This is a genomic window from Allobosea sp. LC85 (genome assembly GCF_000735605.1).
In the GTDB taxonomy this organism is placed as follows: Bacteria; Pseudomonadota; Alphaproteobacteria; order Rhizobiales; family Beijerinckiaceae; genus Allobosea.
On sequence record NZ_JPKG01000007.1, the window covers coordinates 81,137 to 100,279 of the forward strand.

14 protein-coding genes and 1 pseudogene are annotated in these 19,143 nt (G+C 64.1%); 6 read left to right on the forward strand and 9 right to left on the reverse strand.

Annotated features, from left to right (window positions below):
* Positions 1–202: 202 nt before the first annotated feature.
* The 5 genes from FG93_RS04030 to FG93_RS04050 form a co-directional block, all read right to left on the reverse strand.
* Positions 203–2,404 carry a hypothetical protein gene (locus tag FG93_RS04030; RefSeq protein ID WP_043232120.1) on the reverse strand — a complete coding sequence of 734 codons (2,202 nt, stop codon included), beginning with the start codon at positions 2,402–2,404 and terminating at the stop codon, positions 203–205.
* 47 nt (positions 2,405–2,451) lie between these two features.
* A complete protein-coding gene (locus FG93_RS04035) occupies positions 2,452–3,135 on the reverse strand; it encodes a class I SAM-dependent methyltransferase (RefSeq protein WP_043232122.1) in 684 nt (227 codons plus the stop codon).
* Between the two features lie 42 nt (positions 3,136–3,177).
* The gene (locus FG93_RS04040; RefSeq protein ID WP_043232124.1) at positions 3,178–4,188 is read right to left on the reverse strand and encodes a glycosyltransferase family 2 protein; all 1,011 of its coding nucleotides are present in this window, start codon (positions 4,186–4,188) and stop codon (positions 3,178–3,180) included.
* Positions 4,189–4,225: 37 nt separating this feature from the next.
* Entirely contained in the window at positions 4,226–5,296 is a 1,071-nt protein-coding gene (locus tag FG93_RS04045) for a GNAT family N-acetyltransferase (protein ID WP_244448491.1), read from the reverse strand.
* Between the two features lie 76 nt (positions 5,297–5,372).
* Positions 5,373–6,644: a lipopolysaccharide biosynthesis protein gene (locus tag FG93_RS04050; protein WP_348270466.1), complete on the reverse strand. Its 1,272-nt coding sequence runs from the start codon at positions 6,642–6,644 to the stop codon at positions 5,373–5,375.
* A 240-nt stretch (positions 6,645–6,884) separates the two neighbouring features.
* Between FG93_RS04050 and FG93_RS04055 the strand changes: the two genes are divergently transcribed.
* Both FG93_RS04055 and FG93_RS04060 read left to right on the forward strand, forming a co-directional pair.
* Positions 6,885–7,631: a HemK/PrmC family methyltransferase gene (locus FG93_RS04055; RefSeq protein WP_043232129.1), complete on the forward strand. Its 747-nt coding sequence runs from the start codon at positions 6,885–6,887 to the stop codon at positions 7,629–7,631.
* Positions 7,628–8,743: a hypothetical protein gene (locus FG93_RS04060; RefSeq protein WP_043232130.1), complete on the forward strand. Its 1,116-nt coding sequence runs from the start codon at positions 7,628–7,630 to the stop codon at positions 8,741–8,743. The genes FG93_RS04055 and FG93_RS04060 overlap by 4 nt, the downstream gene beginning before the upstream one ends.
* 146 nt (positions 8,744–8,889) lie before the next feature.
* Here FG93_RS04060 and nadE read toward each other — a convergent pair whose 3' ends face one another.
* The 4 genes from nadE to asnB are packed head-to-tail and all read right to left on the reverse strand — an operon-like array spanning position 8,890 to position 13,694.
* A complete protein-coding gene (nadE, locus tag FG93_RS04065) occupies positions 8,890–9,897 on the reverse strand; it encodes an NAD(+) synthase (RefSeq protein WP_043232131.1) in 1,008 nt (335 codons plus the stop codon).
* Positions 9,894–11,441, reverse strand: coding sequence for a class I adenylate-forming enzyme family protein (locus FG93_RS04070; RefSeq protein ID WP_043232133.1), 1,548 nt, complete (start codon positions 11,439–11,441; stop codon positions 9,894–9,896). Before FG93_RS04070 ends, nadE begins: the two co-directional genes overlap by 4 nt.
* Before the next feature lie 25 nt (positions 11,442–11,466).
* On the reverse strand, positions 11,467–11,733 hold the full coding sequence (locus tag FG93_RS04075) for an acyl carrier protein (RefSeq protein ID WP_043232135.1): 267 nt from the start codon (positions 11,731–11,733) through the stop codon (positions 11,467–11,469).
* Positions 11,734–11,756: 23 nt separating this feature from the next.
* On the reverse strand, positions 11,757–13,694 hold the full coding sequence (asnB, locus tag FG93_RS04080) for an asparagine synthase (glutamine-hydrolyzing) (protein ID WP_043232137.1): 1,938 nt from the start codon (positions 13,692–13,694) through the stop codon (positions 11,757–11,759).
* Between the two features lie 511 nt (positions 13,695–14,205).
* Here asnB and FG93_RS04085 point away from each other — a divergent pair.
* The 4 genes and pseudogenes from FG93_RS04085 to FG93_RS04100 form a co-directional block, all read left to right on the forward strand.
* Positions 14,206–15,588, forward strand: a pseudogene (locus tag FG93_RS04085) (GumC family protein); the annotation flags it as partial.
* 9 nt (positions 15,589–15,597) lie between these two features.
* Positions 15,598–16,929: an O-antigen ligase gene (locus FG93_RS04090; protein WP_043232140.1), complete on the forward strand. Its 1,332-nt coding sequence runs from the start codon at positions 15,598–15,600 to the stop codon at positions 16,927–16,929.
* Positions 16,922–17,683: a polysaccharide deacetylase family protein gene (locus tag FG93_RS04095; RefSeq protein ID WP_043232143.1), complete on the forward strand. Its 762-nt coding sequence runs from the start codon at positions 16,922–16,924 to the stop codon at positions 17,681–17,683. The genes FG93_RS04090 and FG93_RS04095 overlap by 8 nt, the downstream gene beginning before the upstream one ends.
* 11 nt (positions 17,684–17,694) lie before the next feature.
* Positions 17,695–18,939: a glycosyltransferase family 4 protein gene (locus tag FG93_RS04100; RefSeq protein WP_043232145.1), complete on the forward strand. Its 1,245-nt coding sequence runs from the start codon at positions 17,695–17,697 to the stop codon at positions 18,937–18,939.
* Positions 18,940–19,143 lie beyond the last annotated feature (204 nt).

Genomic DNA, 19,143 nt, shown 5'->3' on the forward strand with positions numbered 1-19,143 from the left:
ACGTGCCCGAAACAACAGTGGAGGGCAAGGGCGCCGACGTGGCGCGCGAGCGTCCCGTGATCCGGTCGTTTGGCTGCGTCCAGCAACCGTTCCGTGCACGAAGATGTGGTGACCGGCGGTGTTGAACCGGCGAAGAACGGTTTCAGGTCCAGGCGTTCGACGCGGACCCACACGCCCAGGGCCAGCGGACTGGACAGGGATGCTAGCCGCCTTCCAGGAGTTCCAGGAGGAAATAGGTTGTCGGCCCCGTCGGAAGGTCGTTCGAGAGGCGGAATGAAACCGGACCTGTGCCGCTGGTCATCGGCGGTCTCACCGTTCCATCGAGGGAGACAGGTGAGACCTGCCATCGCGGCGCTGTTCTGCTGATCCGCAGATCGACCTGCCCCTTGCGGATCAGGACCGGAAGCCGGCCGAAATCCTCGATCACCTTCTCCTGCCGGTCGCGGAACGTCATGCCGGTATTGCGGGCATCCGTGGCGAAGATCAGCAGGAAGCGGCTGCCCTTGGCGAGTGAGGCCGGCCTGTCGAGCGAGGCCAGGGCGACGAGGCCATCTCCCTCCGCAGCTTCGACGCTCATCGTCCCGAGCCTGGCCGGCAGGCTCTGTGAGGAGAAGGCGAGGGCTTCTGTCGCGGGGGTCGAAACGCGCAATTGCCGGTTCGGGCGGTTCAGGACGATCTCGCCCGTATCGCTCTGGTAGCGTCCCGCCGCAATGTCGGTGGTGTTTCCTTGTGGGAGTGCGCCGCTCTTCTTCAGCCTGTCGATGATCGCGGCCGCACGATTGGCGTCGCGGGGCTGAACGACGGCGATCTGTTCGCCGATGCGGTCGGTAGCCTGCAATCCGATCCGCCCGATCAGGGCCAGGTCCGTCAGATTTTCAGGTTCCCGTGCCTGCATGTCCCGGCCCAGGTCCTCCTCGCCGCGAACCGCGAACGGGATCGTGATCTGGGAGGTGGAGACATCGCCGCGCCTGAACAGAAGTGCGGAAAGGGTCTCGCCCGCGCGGGCCACCGGATCGAGTGCGATCGCGTAGGGCAGCATGGCCCGCTTGTGCGGATAGGGCTCGCCATAGGCGAGGATGATCGGGCCGTGGGCGTGCCGGCAGAGCACGTCCCAGCCCTGCAGCGCGGCATAGGCCGGAAAGACCAGCCCGCCCTCGTAGCGATAGCGGTTCCAGAACAGGTGATCGTATTCGCTGACGACGAAGGGCTTTCCGAGCCAGCGCGCCGCCGCGATCATGCGCATGGCATTGGCGCCGTCGGCGACGGAACTCTGCTGGAGCAGCTTGCTGCCGGGCGCGTAGCCCCCGATCCAGTCGTGATAGGTGTTCATCGTCACGGCTTCGAGGCCGCGGCGGCTGAGGGCGGTCTGGATCGTCGGCCAGTTGTTGTAGGTGCTGATCAGGCCCCTGTAGCCAAGCGCGCGAAGCGCCTGGCTTATCTTTGCCGCGGATTCGGTCTCGACCTCAGTAAAGAAAGCCTGCAGGTCGCGCATGCGCGCGCTGTCGGCGTAACGGTCGCCGGGCAGTGCGATCGAGCCATTCTCCAGGCGCTCGGTCCAGCCGAGACCGCCCCAGGCCTTTGAAAGAGCGGCCGTCGACACATAGCGCTTCGCCAGCCAACGATTGAAGGGGGCCGCGAGCATCGCGTCGTAGGGTGGTTTGCCGGGGCGATCGTGCACGACGCCGTCGAACTCTATGCCGTTCTCATTGGCCAGGATGACCAGCGCCAGCGCGTCATCGTCGATCGGGGCGACGCCGGTATGGGGATTGACGCGCGCGAGAAATTTCTCAGTGAAGGTCTTCCAATGGACGAAAGCGGCGTCATCGAGATGCAGCGCAAGCTTGAGGTTGCCGGCCGGGTCCCAGCGGTCGTCATAGCCGCCATAGGCGCCGCGCCACGAGGTCATCCCGTCAATGATCCAGTAGATGCCGTTCCGCTTCAGCGCGGCGAGCAGATAATGGACGCGGTCGAGCGTGTTGGGGTCGAAATCGAAATCCCTGCCGCGGCCGGACATCAGCGACGCATCAAGGAAGGTCAGCCGTGCGATGTTGTAGCCGTGGCGCGCGAGTTGCTGCGCGTAGCGGTCGGCTCCGGCGCGATCAGGGAAGCCGCCCGAGGCCGGGCTCCAGGCGAGCGAGGCGCAGAACAGGCGCGCCGGCTGCTCAGGCGCGTGGGCGAAGGCGAGACGGCCGTCTTGCCGCGCCACCACGCGTTGACCTGCGCCCATGGTGCTCCTCGGCCCGATGGCCCGGTTGGGCAGCAGCGCGGAGAAGTCGAGCGGGCTGCCGGGGCGGATCTCCAGCGACACCTCGCGAACCGGCAGCCATTGGTCAGAGGCGACGGCGCACGGCGCGGTGGCGCTCAGCGCCAGCAGCGTGGCCAGTGAGGAAAGCAGTCTTTTCATTCCGGCGCGCCCCCCTTTTCGGCGATCGCTGGACGATTGTTGCGCATTCAGGGCCGCGACGGGCCGTGCAGGGTGTAGGATTTGGTGAGGCCGGCGATCTTCTCCCGAACCAGGTTCGCCTCGGGCGCATAGGAGCGGAATTCCTTCAGCGTCAGAATCTGAATCTCCTCGAAATACTCCCGGATGTGCTCCTCGGACGGCTTGGACAGGAAACGCCACGGCGACAGCCTGACGGCATGGCGGGCGAGCGAGCGCGGCAGCCAGTGGAGGGCAGGGCAGAAGAAGTGCGGCTCGATGGGGAATACGAAGGCCGGTGTCTGGATGAAGTAGTAGTTCGAGACGCGGTTGATCTCGCGCACGAGATTGGCTCGCTTGGCCGGCGGCACGTGTTCGATCACCGAGTTGCAGACCGCCACGTCGAACGACTTGTCCTCGAAGGGAAGGCGGTCGCCGTCATAGACGATGACCTTGACGTCGCCGAACGTGCCGGTGAACGAGCGCGCCTGACCGTCGTCGCGAATGTTGACCAGCGTCAGGTCCTTGGGAACATCGACAGGGTCGAGCTTTTCCCAGAAATGCCGCGAGCCGCCGACGTCGCAGATCTTGAGCGAGGTGAATTCGGGGATGGTCTCGCGAAACAAGCCGCCGCGCTTCCTCCGGAAATATTCCGACGAGGAATGCACGATCCGGTCCCAGAGCGAAACGGTCTTCTCCGCAGTGTCGTCGGTCATGAAGGGAGCTTTCCTGAGGTGTTCGTAGCTCGGTTGCGCCCGCTAGGCGGCCGTTCTCGCCGGTTCATGGATGATGCGGCTTTCGATGGGTGCGGCAGGTGGCTGCCGCCGCCGCAGGAAGCCCACAGGCAGCGCCGCGGCATGGAAGAACCAGGCGATGACGATATAGAGACCCATGCCCAGCCCGCCCTTGCGAAGGCTCATCAGCCCCACGATGCCGGCAAAGAGGGCGAGGACCAGCCCGAGAGCCAGCGCCTTGTCGGGAAGAAACAGCAGTATCGCGATGGAGAGCCCCCACCAGAGATAGACCGCGCTCCATAGCTTGAGCTCGGGGAGCTCGCGCAGGAGTTGGAAGAAATAGGGCTTGCCGAGCGATGCGCGCAGCAATTCGCCGACGCCGTGCAGATACTTGTTCTTCCAGCGCCTCGTCAGGAGCCGGTAGGAATTGAGCGTATGGCCGAAATGCTCGACGAAGCGCCGGTCGAGCCGATGCAGTTTCCATCCACCGCTCCTCAGGCGGATGCCGAGATCGATCTCTTCATGGCCATGCAGATTGCGGTCCGAGAGATAGCCGGCCTGCTCGATCGCGCTGCGCCGGTAGAGCCCGCCACCATTCATCCGGTCGATCGGGCCGGTTCGGCTCTCGGGCCCATTGCGCTGTACCCGTCTGGCATATTCGAGATTGGAGACCTGCATTTCCTCGACATGTCCGGTGACGCCGGCCACGGCAGGGTTCTCGATGAGAAAATGGACGGCAGCATCGAGAAAGCCGGGGTCGACCAGCATGTCGCCGTCGATCAGGCAGATGTACTCGTGGCGGGAATGCTGGAAGCCGAGTTGCGGCCCGATCCCGCAACTCGGACGCGCCGGCGGAACGATCTGGGCAATCACCACCGGGTAGCCCGAAGCGATCTCGATGGTGCGGTCGGACGAGCCGCTATCGGCGATGATCACCTCGCCCTGCAGGGCGGCAAGCGCCGCCAGGGCGCTCTCGATCGTCGCGGCGATGCGCTTCTCTTCGTTCAGGGTCTTGATGATGATGGAAACGGCCAATCGGGCCTCCAGTATCAGTATGGTCGGTGCCGCGACGTCAGAAATCCGTGAGCAGCCTGCTCCAGCTTTCCGATGCAAGCCCGCCGATATAGATCTCGTTGCGTAATGCGGCGTCCTTGATCTCGGCATGGCGTGTGACCATGCAGAAATAGCCGCGGTGCTTGAATGACAGCCAGCGCTGCCGCGATATCGCGTTCATCAGGAAAGGCTGCGCTATCCCGCTCGCCTGGGCATAACCCTCCCTGTCCAGGTGCGAGAACATCTGGCCTGTGACGTCAAACTCGTGGCCGGCGGCGCACAGGACGTTCAGAACAGTGGCTTCCCGGCCTTTCCTGCCAAAGAAGAGGAATGCCCCGATCACGCTGCCGTCCTCGGCGATCACCGTCCGGTATTGCAGGGAGCCGAGGCTCTGGTTCAGCGAGGCGACGCTGACGAGCCAGTCGAATTCGGGCTTTGACCAGGTCGGACGGATCGGAAAGCGTTCCATCATTGCGCCGGCGCAGCGGAAGAACTCCTCCGGGCTGGCCCTGTTCGTCCGGCACCCCGCTGCTGCGACCGGGACCAGCGATGGCCTTTGCCGGCGCAGCAGGCCATCGAACCAGCCGAGAAGGCCGAGGACGCCACGGGAGTGCGACAGCGGCAGGTAGCGGCCGCACGCGATGGCTCCGGCGGCGAGCGGCCGGAATGAACGCTGCCATTCGAGGCTCTGGATCGGCAGAACCGCACCGCCCCCCGCAACCCAGTGATCGGCGCTGACCGGGGAGGAGTTGTCGGAGAAGCACAGATCCTGCCGGGTCGCGCGCATCTGGCGGGCAAGACGCGCCGCTCCTGCCGCGCCGTCCTTCCCGTCCGCCATGAAGGCGCAGAGAAGCTTGGCGATGATCGGGCGGCCGTGGACGGTGAACTCCATGGGGACGGCGAGGATGGCGCTGGCAACGTCGCCTGAACCGCCCTCATAGACGATGCTGCCATGCTCCGGCCGGTAATGCGGGCTGCCGAAGAAGACCGTCTCGAGATAACCTTCCAGATCAGGCGCCACCTCGCCCTTTCGGTCACGGAAGGCTTTGCTGAACAGCCGCGCAACGGTGGGAATGTCGCGCTTCGTCATCGGACGCACGCCACAGGTGCGCGGAGGGCTCTCGGCGCCAATGGTCGCGGGGGACGGGCTCAGATCCCGTTGCAGGTCAGCGTCCATGCGCGATTCCCGCCGCGAGGCCTTGCTTGCGCGCCTCTTCCCTGTCCCTGTTCACGACATGCAGGAGCGCGCTCCAGGCCGCGGCCACCATGGCGACCTCGATGACATAGAAAGAAACGAAGGTGCCGGTTGGTGGCGCATACCAGGTCGCACAGGCGGCAACCGCGGCGCCGATGATGCTGCCAAGCCCCATGACGGCGGCGCGGATCGGCTGATGGCCCGATGCTCCGAGCGCTTCCACCGCCACGGACCACATCGCCAGCGGAATCACCACCCAGCACAGAATCCTGATGAACGAGACGAGCGACACGTAATCCCTTCCGAACAGATAGGGCAGGACCGGCGCCAGAATGAAGACGGCGACCGCGGCTGCGATGCTGATCGCGGTGGCTGCAACGAGAACCTTCCTGACGCGGGGCAGGGCATGCTGCAGGCCGGCGGCCGTCGCCTTGGCCGAGCCGGGGTAGACCAGGCGATTGAGCGCCTCGACCGAGAGATAGCTGCTCTCCAGCATCCGTCGTGCGACGCTGTAGCTCGCGACGATTTCGGCTGTCGCGACAAGGCTGAGCACGAGCAGATCGGCATTCTGCCGGACCGCCCGCAGGATGAAGGGAATGCTGAAATAGAGCCCGAGCGGTAATTCTTCCCGCACGATCCGGTATTTTGGCTGGCCCAGCCCCCGGATGGCGTGCCGGCATGCCAGTGCAACGAGCACATGGCAGGCGAACTGCCACAGCGCCCAGGTCGCGACCGTGGAAACACCGAAGACGATGCAGGCAAGGCAGGCAGCGATCGTCCGTGCCATGGCAAAGCCGACCACGACGGTGTTGGCCGAGCCGAAATCGGAATGGGCGATGAAGATCTGCTCGGCCAGCACGATGATACGAACCAGCATGATGTTCGTGACGAGCATCAGGGTGATCACCGCGACATTCGTCGCCGGATCGCTGGAGAGCGTGAAGAAGAAGGGCAGAACCACTGCGCCCAGGAGAACCAGAAGGATACCGCTGGCAGCTGTCAGGATGATGTTGTGCCCGAGCATGTCCGGATAGAGCGCCCGGTCACGCGCCACGCGGCGAACCAGGCACTCCATGGCGCCGAGCCCGCACATATGGACCGCGATATTCGAGATCGCGGTGATGGCGACGAAAAGGCTGAACTCATGGACGCCGAGCCAGCGGGCCAGGATGGCGAAGGTCAGAAGTTGTGCGGCGGAGCTGATGACGAGGCTGCCGCCGGACGCGGCATAGGACATGAGCATAGGCAGAAATGCTCTGCGGCTGCTCGATCCTTTCGCGTTATCCGAAGCCATCCGGTCCTGCCTTTGACAACAACCGAGATAGCGGCACTCGGTGGCGTCCACCATCGACAATACGGCCAGTAACACGCAGAAATGATTGTGCGGTTAACACCGCCTGATCGCTGCATTTCAGCGTCCGTTTACCTGAAGGCCATAGTTTTGCGCGGATGAACAAGGCGCTCAGCAAGGGAAGGGGCGTTCATGCCGCACACAGCGTTGGATCTCGACGGCAAGCCTCGGCCCGGCCTGCATCGCTTCATGGGCGTGAGCCTGGAGCTGGCGCCCGATGTTCTCGTGCCGCGCCAGGAAACGGAGCTCCTCGGCCAGAGTGCAGCCGCGATCCTGCGTGATCGCCAGTCCGAGATTGCCGGTGTCGCGGGCCCGGTGGTGATCGACATGTGCTGCGGCTCCGGCAATCTCGGACTGGCGATCGCAGCCGAAATTCCGTCGGCGCGGGTCTGGGCTGCCGATCTGACCGACAGCACCGTCGCGCTCGCACGTCGAAATGCGGAGCGCCTGGCTCTTCAGCATCGCGTCACGATCCGGCAGGGGGACCTGTTCGCTGCGTTCGCGGAAGACGGGTTGGAGGGGGGCGTCGACCTGATCGTCTGCAATCCGCCCTATATCTCCACCTCGCGCCTCGAAGGGGAAAGCGCCCATTTGCTCGCGGCCGAACCGCGCGAAGCCTTTGACGGCGGACCCTATGGCATCTCGATCCACCAGCGGGTGATCCGGGACACCGTAGCCTTTCTCAAGCCGGGCGGCTGGCTGCTGTTCGAGTTCGGCGAGGGCCAGGATCGGCAAGCGGCTGCGCTCATCGCTCGGACCAAAGCTTATGAACCCGTGACCTTCGCCTCGAATGAGGCCGGTACACCGCGGGTCGCCCTTGTTCGCAAGCTCCCGGAGTTCGGACAGGCATCGACCGAAGCGACAGGTCGCCCGGCATGAGCGAGATCCGCCCGCTGGGCGCCGCCGATATCCCGGCGGTTACGGGGCTCTTTCAAAGGATATTCCGGGATCGCGGCGTGCCTCCTCCGCCCGCGCTCGCCACATATCTGCGCCGACACTATCTCGAAGCTCCGGGTTGCGATCCGGAGATCGCCCCCCTGGTCCATGTTTCGGGTGAGGGCGACATTTCGGGCTTTGTCGGCGTCAACGTGCTGCCGATGAGCCATGGCGGGCGCAAGCTGCGCGCGGCAATCTGCGGTTCGCTGATGGTCGAGAGGCGGGCGAGCGACCCGATGGCAGGTGCGCGGCTGCTCAAGACCTTTCTCGCCGGGCCGCAGGATCTCTCCTTCAGCGAAACCGCCAGCGAGGTCTCCGCGCAGATGTGGACGAGACTGCGCGGGATCGCCCTGCCGCAGTACAGCCTGGACTGGGTCCGTATCATCCGGCCATCGGCTTTCATGCTCGATCTGGCTGCGAGCCGAAGCGGCGCGGTGCGGTTGCTGAGCTCGCTCTCCAACGGATTGGATCGTTATTGGCGCGGCCGGATGCAGGATAACGATCTGCGCTGGTCGGGCGTGCCGGCGAACTGGAGTGTCAAGGGCGGCCTCAAGGTTGCCGAGATCGATCAGTCCGGCTTTGCAGCCCTCGTTGCTCCACTGACAGAACAGTTCGCGCTGCGTCCGGATTGGTCAGGCCAGCAACTCGCCCACATCATCGCCGAGGCGTCCGAGAAGCCGGAATATGGCGAGGCCGTGTATGCGTCGGTCACCTCGGCCGGCGGGGCGCCGATCGGCGCCTTTCTGTATCACGCCCAACCGGGACGGATCGCGCGCGTCCTCCAGATCCTTGCCAGGCCCGGGCAGGCAGGTCCGGTCATCGATTGCCTGATTGGTCACGCGGCCGCGCGCGGCGCTGCGGGACTGCGCGGCCGCATTCAGCCTGCCCTGCTGGAAGCCATGCTGGGTCGACGCATCGCCTTTAGCCACATCGCATCGACAGTCGTGCATTCCCCCGATGAGGCGCTCATCCAGGCCTTCCGCAACGGGCAAGGTTTCCTGAACGGACTGGCGGGCGAGCACTGGAACCGCCTGAACGGCGGCAGCTTCGATTAGAGCATCGGCCCGAAAGGTGGATTGCGGTTTTCGGAAAAGCCGATGCAAACACAGAAGGTTAGATCATCTGACCGGGTACGCTATCCGGTCCGATGATTTAACTTTCGCGCATCGGAGACGGGCAGGCCATCGCCGATGCGCTGGCCTCACCGCGCGATTTCGCCCACCGGGCAGACGAGCTGGGGGCCCAGATGCAGGTAACGGGTCGCCTTGCGCTTGGCTGCTATATCGGCCCAGACCCGCTCGACCTCGACAGCCGTCAGTTGCGTCGCCATGCCGACCTGTTCGGCTGTAAGGCCATGATTGAGCCCGTAGAGGCACAGGTCCATGCGGTCATAGGGCAGCGAGAAGTAGAACTCCTCCTGCGTTTGCTCGAGGGTGTAGGTGTCGGTCGTCGGCGGTCGCCTGCGGATCTCCTCGGGAATGCCGAGATGAGCTGCCAGTGCATAAACCTGGCTCTTGTAGAGATGGGCGATCGGCTTCACGTCGGCGGCTCCGTCGCCGTTCTTCACGAAGAAGCCCTGGTCGTATTCGAGCCGGTTTGGCGTGCCGAGCACGGCAAAATTTAGTCGATCGGCGTGATAATATTCGATCTGCTTGCGCGTGCGCTGCTTCATGTTGGTGGCGGCGACGATGCCGAGATAGACGGTGGGCGGCATGCGCAGCTTCGTCTGCCGGCCTTCGGGGTCCTGAACGACCAGATACGAGATGTTGTAGCCATCGCCCGAGAGCGAGTTGGCGATGACGATCTTGGAAGCCCAGCCCGGCCCATACTCGGGTACGAGTTCGCGGATGAAGCCGTCGCGTCGTTCATAGCAACCCATGGCCTGCAGCGTCGGGCCGATATCCTCGACCGCGGCCTCGATCCCGAAGGTCTCGGCGACCAGCCGGCCGAGCCGGAGGCTCTCAGGATCGGAATCGTTCTCCGGCATGAACAGGCAGAAGACGTTCTTCGCGCCGACGGCGCGAACCGCCAGCGCGACAGACACGCTGGAATCGATGCCGCCGGAGAGGCCGAGCACGAGCCCGCGCTTGCGCATGCCGCGCAATTGCCCCCGCAGTTCGGCGACGATCCGGTCCGTCTCCACGGCATTGTCGATCTTCAGCGTCTCTGCGGAGAAGGCGAGCGTGCTCGGGGAAGGGGCGATGTTCATTCCGCTGCTCCCAGCGTTTCGGCTGCCAGCCTGCGGCTGACCTTGCCGGTATCCGTCTTCGGCAGTTCGGTGCGGAACTCGATGATCCTCGGCACCATGAAGTCCTCGAGATGGGCGGCGCAGTGGCGAATGATGTCCCGCACGCTCAGGCTCTCGTCCGACAGGACGACGAGGGCGGCAATGGCCTGGCCGAGCACCGGGTCAGGCACACCTATCACCACCGCTTCCGCAATGCCGGGATGGCCGTGCAACACCGTTTCGACCTCCTTCGGGGCGACTTTCTCGCCGCGCGTCTTGATGATGTCGTCCTTGCGGCCGACGAAATAGAGGAAGCCCTCCTCGTCCGTCTGGAAGAGGTCGCCGGTATGAAGCCGCTTTTCCCAAGGATTCGGGCCGGGGCGCAGCATCTGCGCCGTCGCCGCCTCATTGCGCCAATAACCCTGCATCACATGCGGACCGCGGATCACCAGCTCGCCCGGCACTCCCGAAGGCACACGGTTGCCCTCATCGTCGACAACCAGGGCCTCGGTGTTTGGAATGGCGATCCCGACCGAACCCGGCCGACGGTCGAGCTCTTCCGGCGGCAGATAGGTGCAGCGCTTGCACTCCGTCAGGCCATACATCGAATAGAGCCGCACGCCGGGGAACAGTTCACGCAGGCGGGCGATATGGGCGGGCGGCAGGGCCGCGGCCGTGTTCGAGAGGTAGCGCAGGCTCGGCAGGAAGCCCGGCTCCAGATCGCGCATCTGCAGGATCATCGCGGCCATCGTCGGCACGAGCGGGAAACCGGTGACATTCTCAGTGCGAATGCGCTCGAAGACCGCTTGCGGGAAGGCGAAGGATTTCTCCAGGACGAGCGTCGCCCCGAGCTTCATCGCCATGAGGAACTGGTAGAGACCGTAGTCGAAGGCCAGCGGCAAGACGTTGAGGATGATGTCGTCGGGCGTATTGCGCAGATAGGTCGTGATCGAGCCGGCTGCCGCGTCGATATTGCGATGCGTCATCATCACGCCCTTGGGCCGTCCGGTGGAGCCCGAGGTGTAGATCAGCATGGCAAGATCGATATCGATGCCGCCGTGGCCGACAGGATCGGGCGGCCCCTCCAGGCAATCCTCGAAGGACACAGCGCCTTCGAGCGGCCGGCCGTCCGGTGGCTGCGTCGAGGCGACGAAGACCGTCCGCCCGGGCAGCAGCGCCCGCGCCTGTGTCACGACCGGCAGCAGCTTCGCCTGGGTCAGGACCGCGGCGGCCTCGCAATCCCCGATGACATAGGCGAGCTTGTCGGCCTTGGTCGACGCGTTGATCGGGCTGAAGGTCGCCCCGGCCTTGAGGACCGCGAAGATCGAGACGGCGGCTTCCCAGCAATTATCCATGAAGACGAGGACGCGGTCGCCCCGCTTCACGCCGTTTGCGGCGAGCGCGGCGGCGAGCCGGCTGGAAAGGTCATCCAGCTCGTCATAGCGCAGCCGCTTCTGGTCGGTGACCAGAGCCGTCTTCGCAGCCTGTGCAGCGGCGTTCGTGACGAGGAATTGCTCGATCCGCATGAGCCTGTTGCTCCACCCCTAACCGTTACGCCGTGACCGGCGCGGCTACTTTGGACGCGATGAAGGCCGAGATGCGATCAAGCGAATCCAGGTTCGCGGGCACGATATCGGCATCGGCCACGGTAATCCCATAGCGATCCTCGATGAAGGCCACGAGTTCCAGAACCCCGGTCGAATCGATGACCCCGTTCTCGATCAGCGAGTCCGTGCCCACGAGCACATGGCTGGTATCGCCGAACAGGAAGTTCTCGACGACGAATGCCTTCACGCTGTCCCTGATTGTTTCGCTCATGTCTTTCCCTTTCCTGGCCGGTTTCAGGCGGCCTCTGATCTGCTGCTGCGCGCGCCGGTGAATGTCTGCAGCCAGAGCTGCGTCGAGAGGATGCCGACGAAGGCCGCGTTGTCGCGAAAGCCGGAGGCCGGGCGGGCGCTGCATTTCTCGTGCAGCTTTGCCACGGCCTTGGGATTGAACAGACCACCGGCCGCGACCTGCGCTTCACCCATGGCGGACTGGACATAATCGGCTGCGCCCGCCCCGACAAAGGAGTGACTGTCCGGCGCTCGATAGGGCTGCTTGCTCCGCCGGCTGATCGAGGGCGGCAGCAGGTCCTTGGTTGCCTCCCGCAGGATGTGCTTCTCGACGAGCCCCTTCAGCTTCATCTCGGGGGGGAGTCCGGCGGCGAACTCGACCAGTCGATGGTCGAGGAAGGGAAAGCGCCCCTCGATGCCATGGGCCATCGCCATGCGGTCGCCCTGGCTGGACAGGATATAGCCGGGGAGCAGGAAGCGGGCTTCCAGATACTGCGCCTGATGCAAGGGGTGCCACCGGGCGAAGGCCTCAGGCAGGCGCGAAGCGAGTTCCTCGGCCGCGTCGTATCCCGATAGCGTGGCGCGCAGGTCGCCCGAGAAGAACAGCTTCGTCGCCGCCGTGCCGTCGAGCCGCGGCCGATGGGAGAATAGCGGATCGTCGAGTGCCCCGCTGCCGGCCCCGAAAAAGGATGCGAGATATTCTGCGGATTGCTGCCTCAGGCCCGGCAGATAGGGGTAGAGCTTGCGGAACAGATGCGGCCTGATCCGGGAGTTGGGCTGCCTGCCGCAGAAGCGGCGAACCCGCGCCTCCTTGAAGATGTCGTAGCCGGCAAAGACCTCGTCCGCGCCTTCGCCCGTCAGCACCACTTTCAGCCCGGCCTCGCGCACAAGGCCTGACAGTTTGAAGAGCGGAGCAGGCGCGGTTCTGAGGATAGGCCGCTCGGTGAAACGGATGACCTCGGGAAAGACCGCGGCGATATCACCCTCGCCGCAGGCGACGGAACTGTGCTGCGTCCCGAGCGCCCGGGCCATTTCCAACTGGAAGACGCTCTCGTCATGCTCGGCGCTGTCGAAGGTGACGGAAAAGGTCCTGAGACCGCCGGGCGCCATGCCGGCAGCAAGCGCCGACGTGATCGAGGAATCGAGCCCGCCGGAGAGATAGGCGCCAACCGGGACATCGGCCCGCATGCGAATGCGGGTCGCCTCGGTCAGCAGGGCGCGCAGTTCCTCGGCCACAGCGCGCTCGTCGTTGTGCCGCGACGGCTCATCCCGATCGGGATAGTCCAGGCTCCAATAGGGCCGCGTCGAGACGCTGCCCTCCTCGACGATCATGAGATGCGCTGGTTCCAGTTCGAAGATGTCGCGGAAGGCCGTGCGCGGCGCGATCGGCGCCCATAACGTGAAGATCTGGTCGAGGGCGAGCGGATCGATCTCTGCGCTGACGCCGGGGACCCGGAGAAGCGCCTTGACCTCCGAGCCGAAATAGAACCGGTCCCCCTGCCTCGTATAGAACAGCGGCCGGACGCCCATGCGGTCGCGAGCCAGAACCATGCGGCGACGCCGACCATCCCAGAGCGCGAAGGCGAAATCGCCATTGAGGACGGACAGGCAGTCCTCTCCCATCTCGTCATAGAGATGCAGGATCACCTCGGTGTCGCTCGATGTCCTGAAGCGGTGGCCCTTTGCGCGCAGTTGCTCGCGCAATTCGACATAGTTGAAGATCTCGCCGTTGAAGGCGATCGTCAGTTCACCCGTCGCATCGGACATGGGTTGCTGGCCATCCCCCAGGCCGACGATGGACAGTCGGGCATGACCGAGGCCTGCGTCTTGTGCGGTGAAGAGCCCTTGCTCGTCGGGTCCGCGATGCGCGATCGCAGCCGTCATCCGTTCAAGGAGCGCCCTCCCATCCCGGACTGCGCCGAAATAGCCCCCAAATCCGCACATGCCGAGATGCTTCCAAGTCCGTCGTGTCCGCTTGAACCATAGCCAGTCTGGGGCGAGCAAGCGTTAACGCTCGGGGATATCCATGCGAATGGTAAATTCGAAGTGCCCGGCGAAGCCCCAAGTTCTTGGTTAGACTTCGGGTCAAGGCCGAAGATCGTGCGCCCGCAGGCCTTGGTGACGCAGATGGACTTTGCCTTGGACCAGGGCGACCTCAATCGTTCCCCGGAACGGCGTTTCTGCTGCGATTAACGTAAAATTCAGGGGCGGAGCATACCCCTAGGGCATGTTTACGGGGGATAGGCGCGTCTCTTCCGTCTAGAGTTGCGTGCTGAGGGCGAAGCGGATGTACGGGCCGAAGGAGTCGGAGCAGCGACAAGCGCCTCTGCCGACAGGTCATTCCCGGCTTCGCTCGGAAACGCTGCGCGATGACGCAGCTTCTCCCGGCACACGTTCAGATCCATTGCACCGGTCCCCGCAGTCGAGCCGGGGGCAGGGTTCTTTCGAGAGCGGAAGTCCGATTGCCCGTCTCCGCTTGCTCGGTGATGTCGGGGCCGATGACATCCTGATCTGGTTGCGGCGTGGAATCGGCTGGATCGTTGCCGCCATCGTCATCTGCGTCGCTGCGGCGCTGGTCTATGCGGTCACGACGCCGCCCCGCTATACCGTCTACACCGATATCCTCATCGATCCCTCAAACCTGAACGTGGTCCGGGACGACGTCTTCACGACAAATCCGCAGCGAGATGCGCAATTGCTCGAGGTCGAAAGCAAGCTCAGGGTCCTGACCTCGCGAAACGTCCTGGCACGGGTGATAGACCGGCTCGATCTGACGAACGACCCGGAATTCGTGCAGCCCGGCTATCTCTCAGCGCTCAGGAGCCTGATCTCGTCCAGGGATGCCAGTCAGGACAATCGCCTTGCCGTGATGCGTGCGTTGGCTGAACGGGTCGAGGCGCGGCGCGAGGAACGCTCCTTCGTCGTGGTCATGAAATTCTGGGCCGAAGATCCCGACAGGGCCGTCACCATATCGAATGCGATCGTCGATGCCTTCGAGGCCGAGCTTTTCCAGTCGGCGGCCGAAAGCGCCGGCCGGGTAGTGAAGAACCTCAATAACCGCCTGGACGAACTGCGCCGCAACGTGACCGAGGCGGAGAGGAGGGTCGAGGATTTCCGGCGCGCGAAGGGGCTGCAGTCCAATAATGGCGAGCTCGTCAGCACGCGGCTTTATAGTGAGCTCAACACGCAGGTCCTGGATGCCCAGCAGCGCTTCATCCAGGCGGAATCGCGCTACAGGCAAATGAGCGCAGCGATCGCAGAGCGGCGGGCGGCCAGCGCGTCGATCTTCGATTCCGCGACCATGACGAGCCTGCGGGCGCAGTACAATACACTGCAGCAGCAGATCGGATCGATCAGGGCGACCTTCGGTGCGCGGCATCCGCAGCTGATCACCGCGCTGTCCGAACAGCAGGTGCTCGAGGGAGCCCTGTCCCGGGAAGCGCGCCGCATCCTGGAAGGCGCGAAGGCTGACTTCAATCGGGAGCAGACGACGCTCAGGATGCTGCAGGACAAGGCGGGCGATGGAAAATCGAACGTCTTCACCGACAACGACGCCGAGGTGCAGCTGCGCGACCTGCAGCGCGATGCACGGGCCAAGGCGGCGATCTACGAGACCCATCTGGCGCGTGCCCAGCAGATCGGTGAGCGCCAGCAGATCGACACCAGCAATGTCCGTGTCATCTCCTCGCCGATGCCCCCCAAGGCGCGCAGCTGGCCGCCGCGTACGTTGATCCTGCTGGCGGCGGCGGCCATGCTGGGCCTCATGTTCGGGGTTGCAGCAGCCCTGGCGCGTGGAGCCTGGATCCATATCCGTGATCCACGGCCCGCGACTACTTGAGAGGCGGCCATGAGAAGCGCCGCCAAGGGGGAGGCAGATGGAGGGGAGAGGCTGAGGAAGACCGTCGGCACCGTCCTGTTCATGGCGATCTTCCTGTTCTTCTGGATTTCCCTCAATCCCTTCGTCGACCTGACCGGAGAGGCCGTGCTGGACCCCAGCGCCGGCAACTCCAATCTGATGAACCAGATCGCATCGCTGCTGCTATTCGCAGGCATGCTCGCTTACGGTCTGCTTCATCCGATGCGCAGCGTGATCCTGCAGCCGCGCGTGCTGCTCGGCCTGCTGTTCGCCTGGTTCTTCCTTGTTTCGCTGATCTCGACCTATCCCATGCTCGGGATCAAGGGGACCGTTCTCGCCGTCATGGTGACGTTCAACGCCAGCATCTACCTGCTGCTACCAGCCTCCGAGAGGCACTTTGCCAAGATGCTCGGCATCGGCACCCTCATCATGCTGGGGGTCAGCTATTACGGCATCCTGTTCAAGCCGCTGCTGGCAATCCACCAGGCCTCCGAGCTGCGCGAGCCGATGAATGCCGGTTTGTGGCGTGGACATTTCCCGCACAAGAACAGCGCTGCAGCAGCCATGGTGATCGCTGCATTCTTCGGCCTCTTCGTCATGAATGCCTGGTCGCGGATCGCCGGCATGGCGATCCTGTGCCTGTCGTTCCTGTTCCTGATCAATACCGGCGGCAAGACCTCGACGGCCATGCTGCCGGCAATCCTCCTGCTCGCATGGGTCTTCGAGAAGGTTCGCTTCCTGCGCATTCCGATCGTGATCGGCGGCGTCGGGGCGTTCAACGTCTTTGCGATCGGGGCCGCGGTCTTCAGGCCGCTGGGCGAGTTCATCGATCAGCTCGGGATCGATGCCACCTTTACCAACCGGTCGGATATCTGGCGCTTTGCCGTCGCTGAGCTCGCGGAGCGGCCGCTGACAGGGTACGGTTTCAAGGGCTTCTGGCAGACATCGGAACTCGTCCACAGCGGCGGTTCGGTCGAGACCTGGGCGGTCGCCGCAGCAAACGGGCACAACTCCTATCTCGATGTCGCATTGATGACGGGTATACCCGGACTTTTCCTGACGCTGGTCTGGATCATCGTGCTGCCGCTCCGCAACATTTCGCGACTGGAACCGGACGCCGAGCATTCGCATCTGACGCGGCTCTTCACCCGCATCTGGCTCTACGCGATTTTCAATGCCGGTCTCGAGAGCCTGTTCTTCGAAGGCGGGAACTCGCTCTGGTTCACGTTGCTGTTCGCGCTCTATGGCCTGTCCCTGCAGGCCTCAGCCGCGCTGGCGCCGGTGCCGCGGACCAGGTCGGAAGGGGCTGTCGCGCATGCCTAGCCTATCCGAACGCCTTGGGGCGAAGGTCGACAGGTTGAGCAACCGGCTGATCTGGGGGCTCGCAGGGTCCAGGCGTCGCCTGGAGACGGACACCCCGCTGGTCTCGTTCACCTTCGATGATGTTCCAGATTCTGCCCGCAGCGAGGGAGCATCGATCCTCGAGAAATATGGCGTGCGCGGCACGTTCTACATCGCTGGAGGGCTCGCGGCGCAGGTTGAGCCAGGCCGGGTGCTGATCGCGCCTGAAGGATGCCGGGATCTGGCCGAACGCGGTCACGAGATCGGTTGTCACACCTTCTCGCATCGCAGAATCCGCGACATCCCCGGCGCCGAGTTGTCGCGCGATCTGGACCGCAATGCCGACTATCTCGCGGGGGCCGGAATTTCGCCGCCGCCGACTAATTTCGCCTTTCCATACAATGCGGCATGGCCCCTGGCGCGCCCCGAATTCCGCCGGCGCTTCCGCACATGCCGCGGGGCCGGCGAGGCGATCAATCGCGGAACGGTCGATCCCCTCATGCTCAAGGCCGTCGAGATTCGCCAGCCCGACCTGGAGGCGCGCGTCCTGACGCGCTGGATCGACGAAGTCGTCGACATGCCCGGCTGGCTCGTCTTCTTCACGCATGACATCGCGCCCAACCCGACACCCTATGGCTGTACGCCGAGCACGTTCGAGCACCTGGTGCGCCACGCGGTCGAGCGCGGATGCGCGGTCCTGCCTGTCGACCGAATGCTGGATCGGATCGGCTGGTGAGGAGCAGCGACGTGGCAAGACCACAACCTGCCGGCAAGCGCCTGCTGGCGATCAATAACTATTTCTACCGCCGCGGAGGGGCGGAGGCGGTCTTCTTCGACCAGATGACCATGTTCGGCAGGATCGGCTGGGATGTCGTCCCCTTTGCCATGCAGCACGAGAGCAATGAGCCATCGCCATGGTCAGGCTATTTCGTGTCGGAGATCGAATATGGTCGCAGGACGAGCCCGTTGCGAAAGGTCGTCCAGGCGGCAAGCATCATCTATTCGCTCGAGGCCCAGCGAAATATCGCGCGACTGATCGAGCAGGCGCGCCCCTCGGTCGCCCACGCCCATAACGTCTACCACCACCTCTCCCCGGCGATCTTCTCCACCTTGAAGTCGGCTGGCATTCCGGTGGTGATGACGGCGCATGACCTGAAGCTCGCCTGCCCGTCCTACAAGATGCTGCGCGACGGAAAAGTCTGCGAGGATTGCCGCGGCGGGCACATCTACAATGTCCTGCGCCATCGCTGCATCAAGGAATCCGTGCCGCTCAGCGCCGTGGTCCTGGCGGAAACGATGGTGCATCGCTCGCTTGGCCTGTACCGGGAGAAACTCGACCGCATCGTCGTTCCCAGTCGCTTCTATCTGGAGAAACTGGTCGAATGGGGCTGGCCCCGCGAGCAACTGGAATACATACCGAATTTCGTCGATGTCGAGCGTTACCGCAGCGACTGGGAGGAGGGCGATTATTTCGTCTTTGCCGGCCGCCTTGCGCCCGAGAAGGGGCTGGCGACATTGATCAGGGCCGTCGCTCTCTCCAAGCAGCGGCTTGTCGTGGCCGGCACGGGGCCGGATGAGGCGGTCCTTCGTCAATTCGCCAGCGAAACCGGCGCGGATGTGCGTTTCGTGGGGCATCTGTCGGGGCAGGACCTGCACCGCCTGATCGGGCAATCCCAGGCCCTGGTGCTGCCCTCCGAATGGTATGAGAACGCGCCGATCAGCATCCTGGAAGCCTATGCACTGGGACGTCCCGTGGTGGGCGCCGCCATCGGCGGCATACCGGAGATGATCCGGGAGAGAGAAACCGGAATGCTGGTGATCTCAGGGGACGCGCATGATCTCGCGCAGAAGCTGGCGGAGCTCGCTGCGCTTCCTGCTGCCGAGCGAGCCAGGATGGGAGCGGCGGGGCGGCAATGGATCGCCGCGGGCTTCTCCGCCACCGCCTTTCGCGACCGGACGTTGAGCCTCTATGCCGCGCTTGGAGCGGCCTGAACAACCTCGAGATAAAAGTGTCGTAAAGGTTAATAAATAGAAAACACCCGGAGTGCCGGGGTGACTATTGCGAATGCCCGCCTGCGTTCTGTAAAATTCATCGAAATCAGGTAGAGGGATTTCCCGAGCACTGAAGTTCGATCTCTATCTTCCCAAGAGAAATCTCTCCGAGGTCGGGGGCTGAACTGGAAACACGATGGTTTT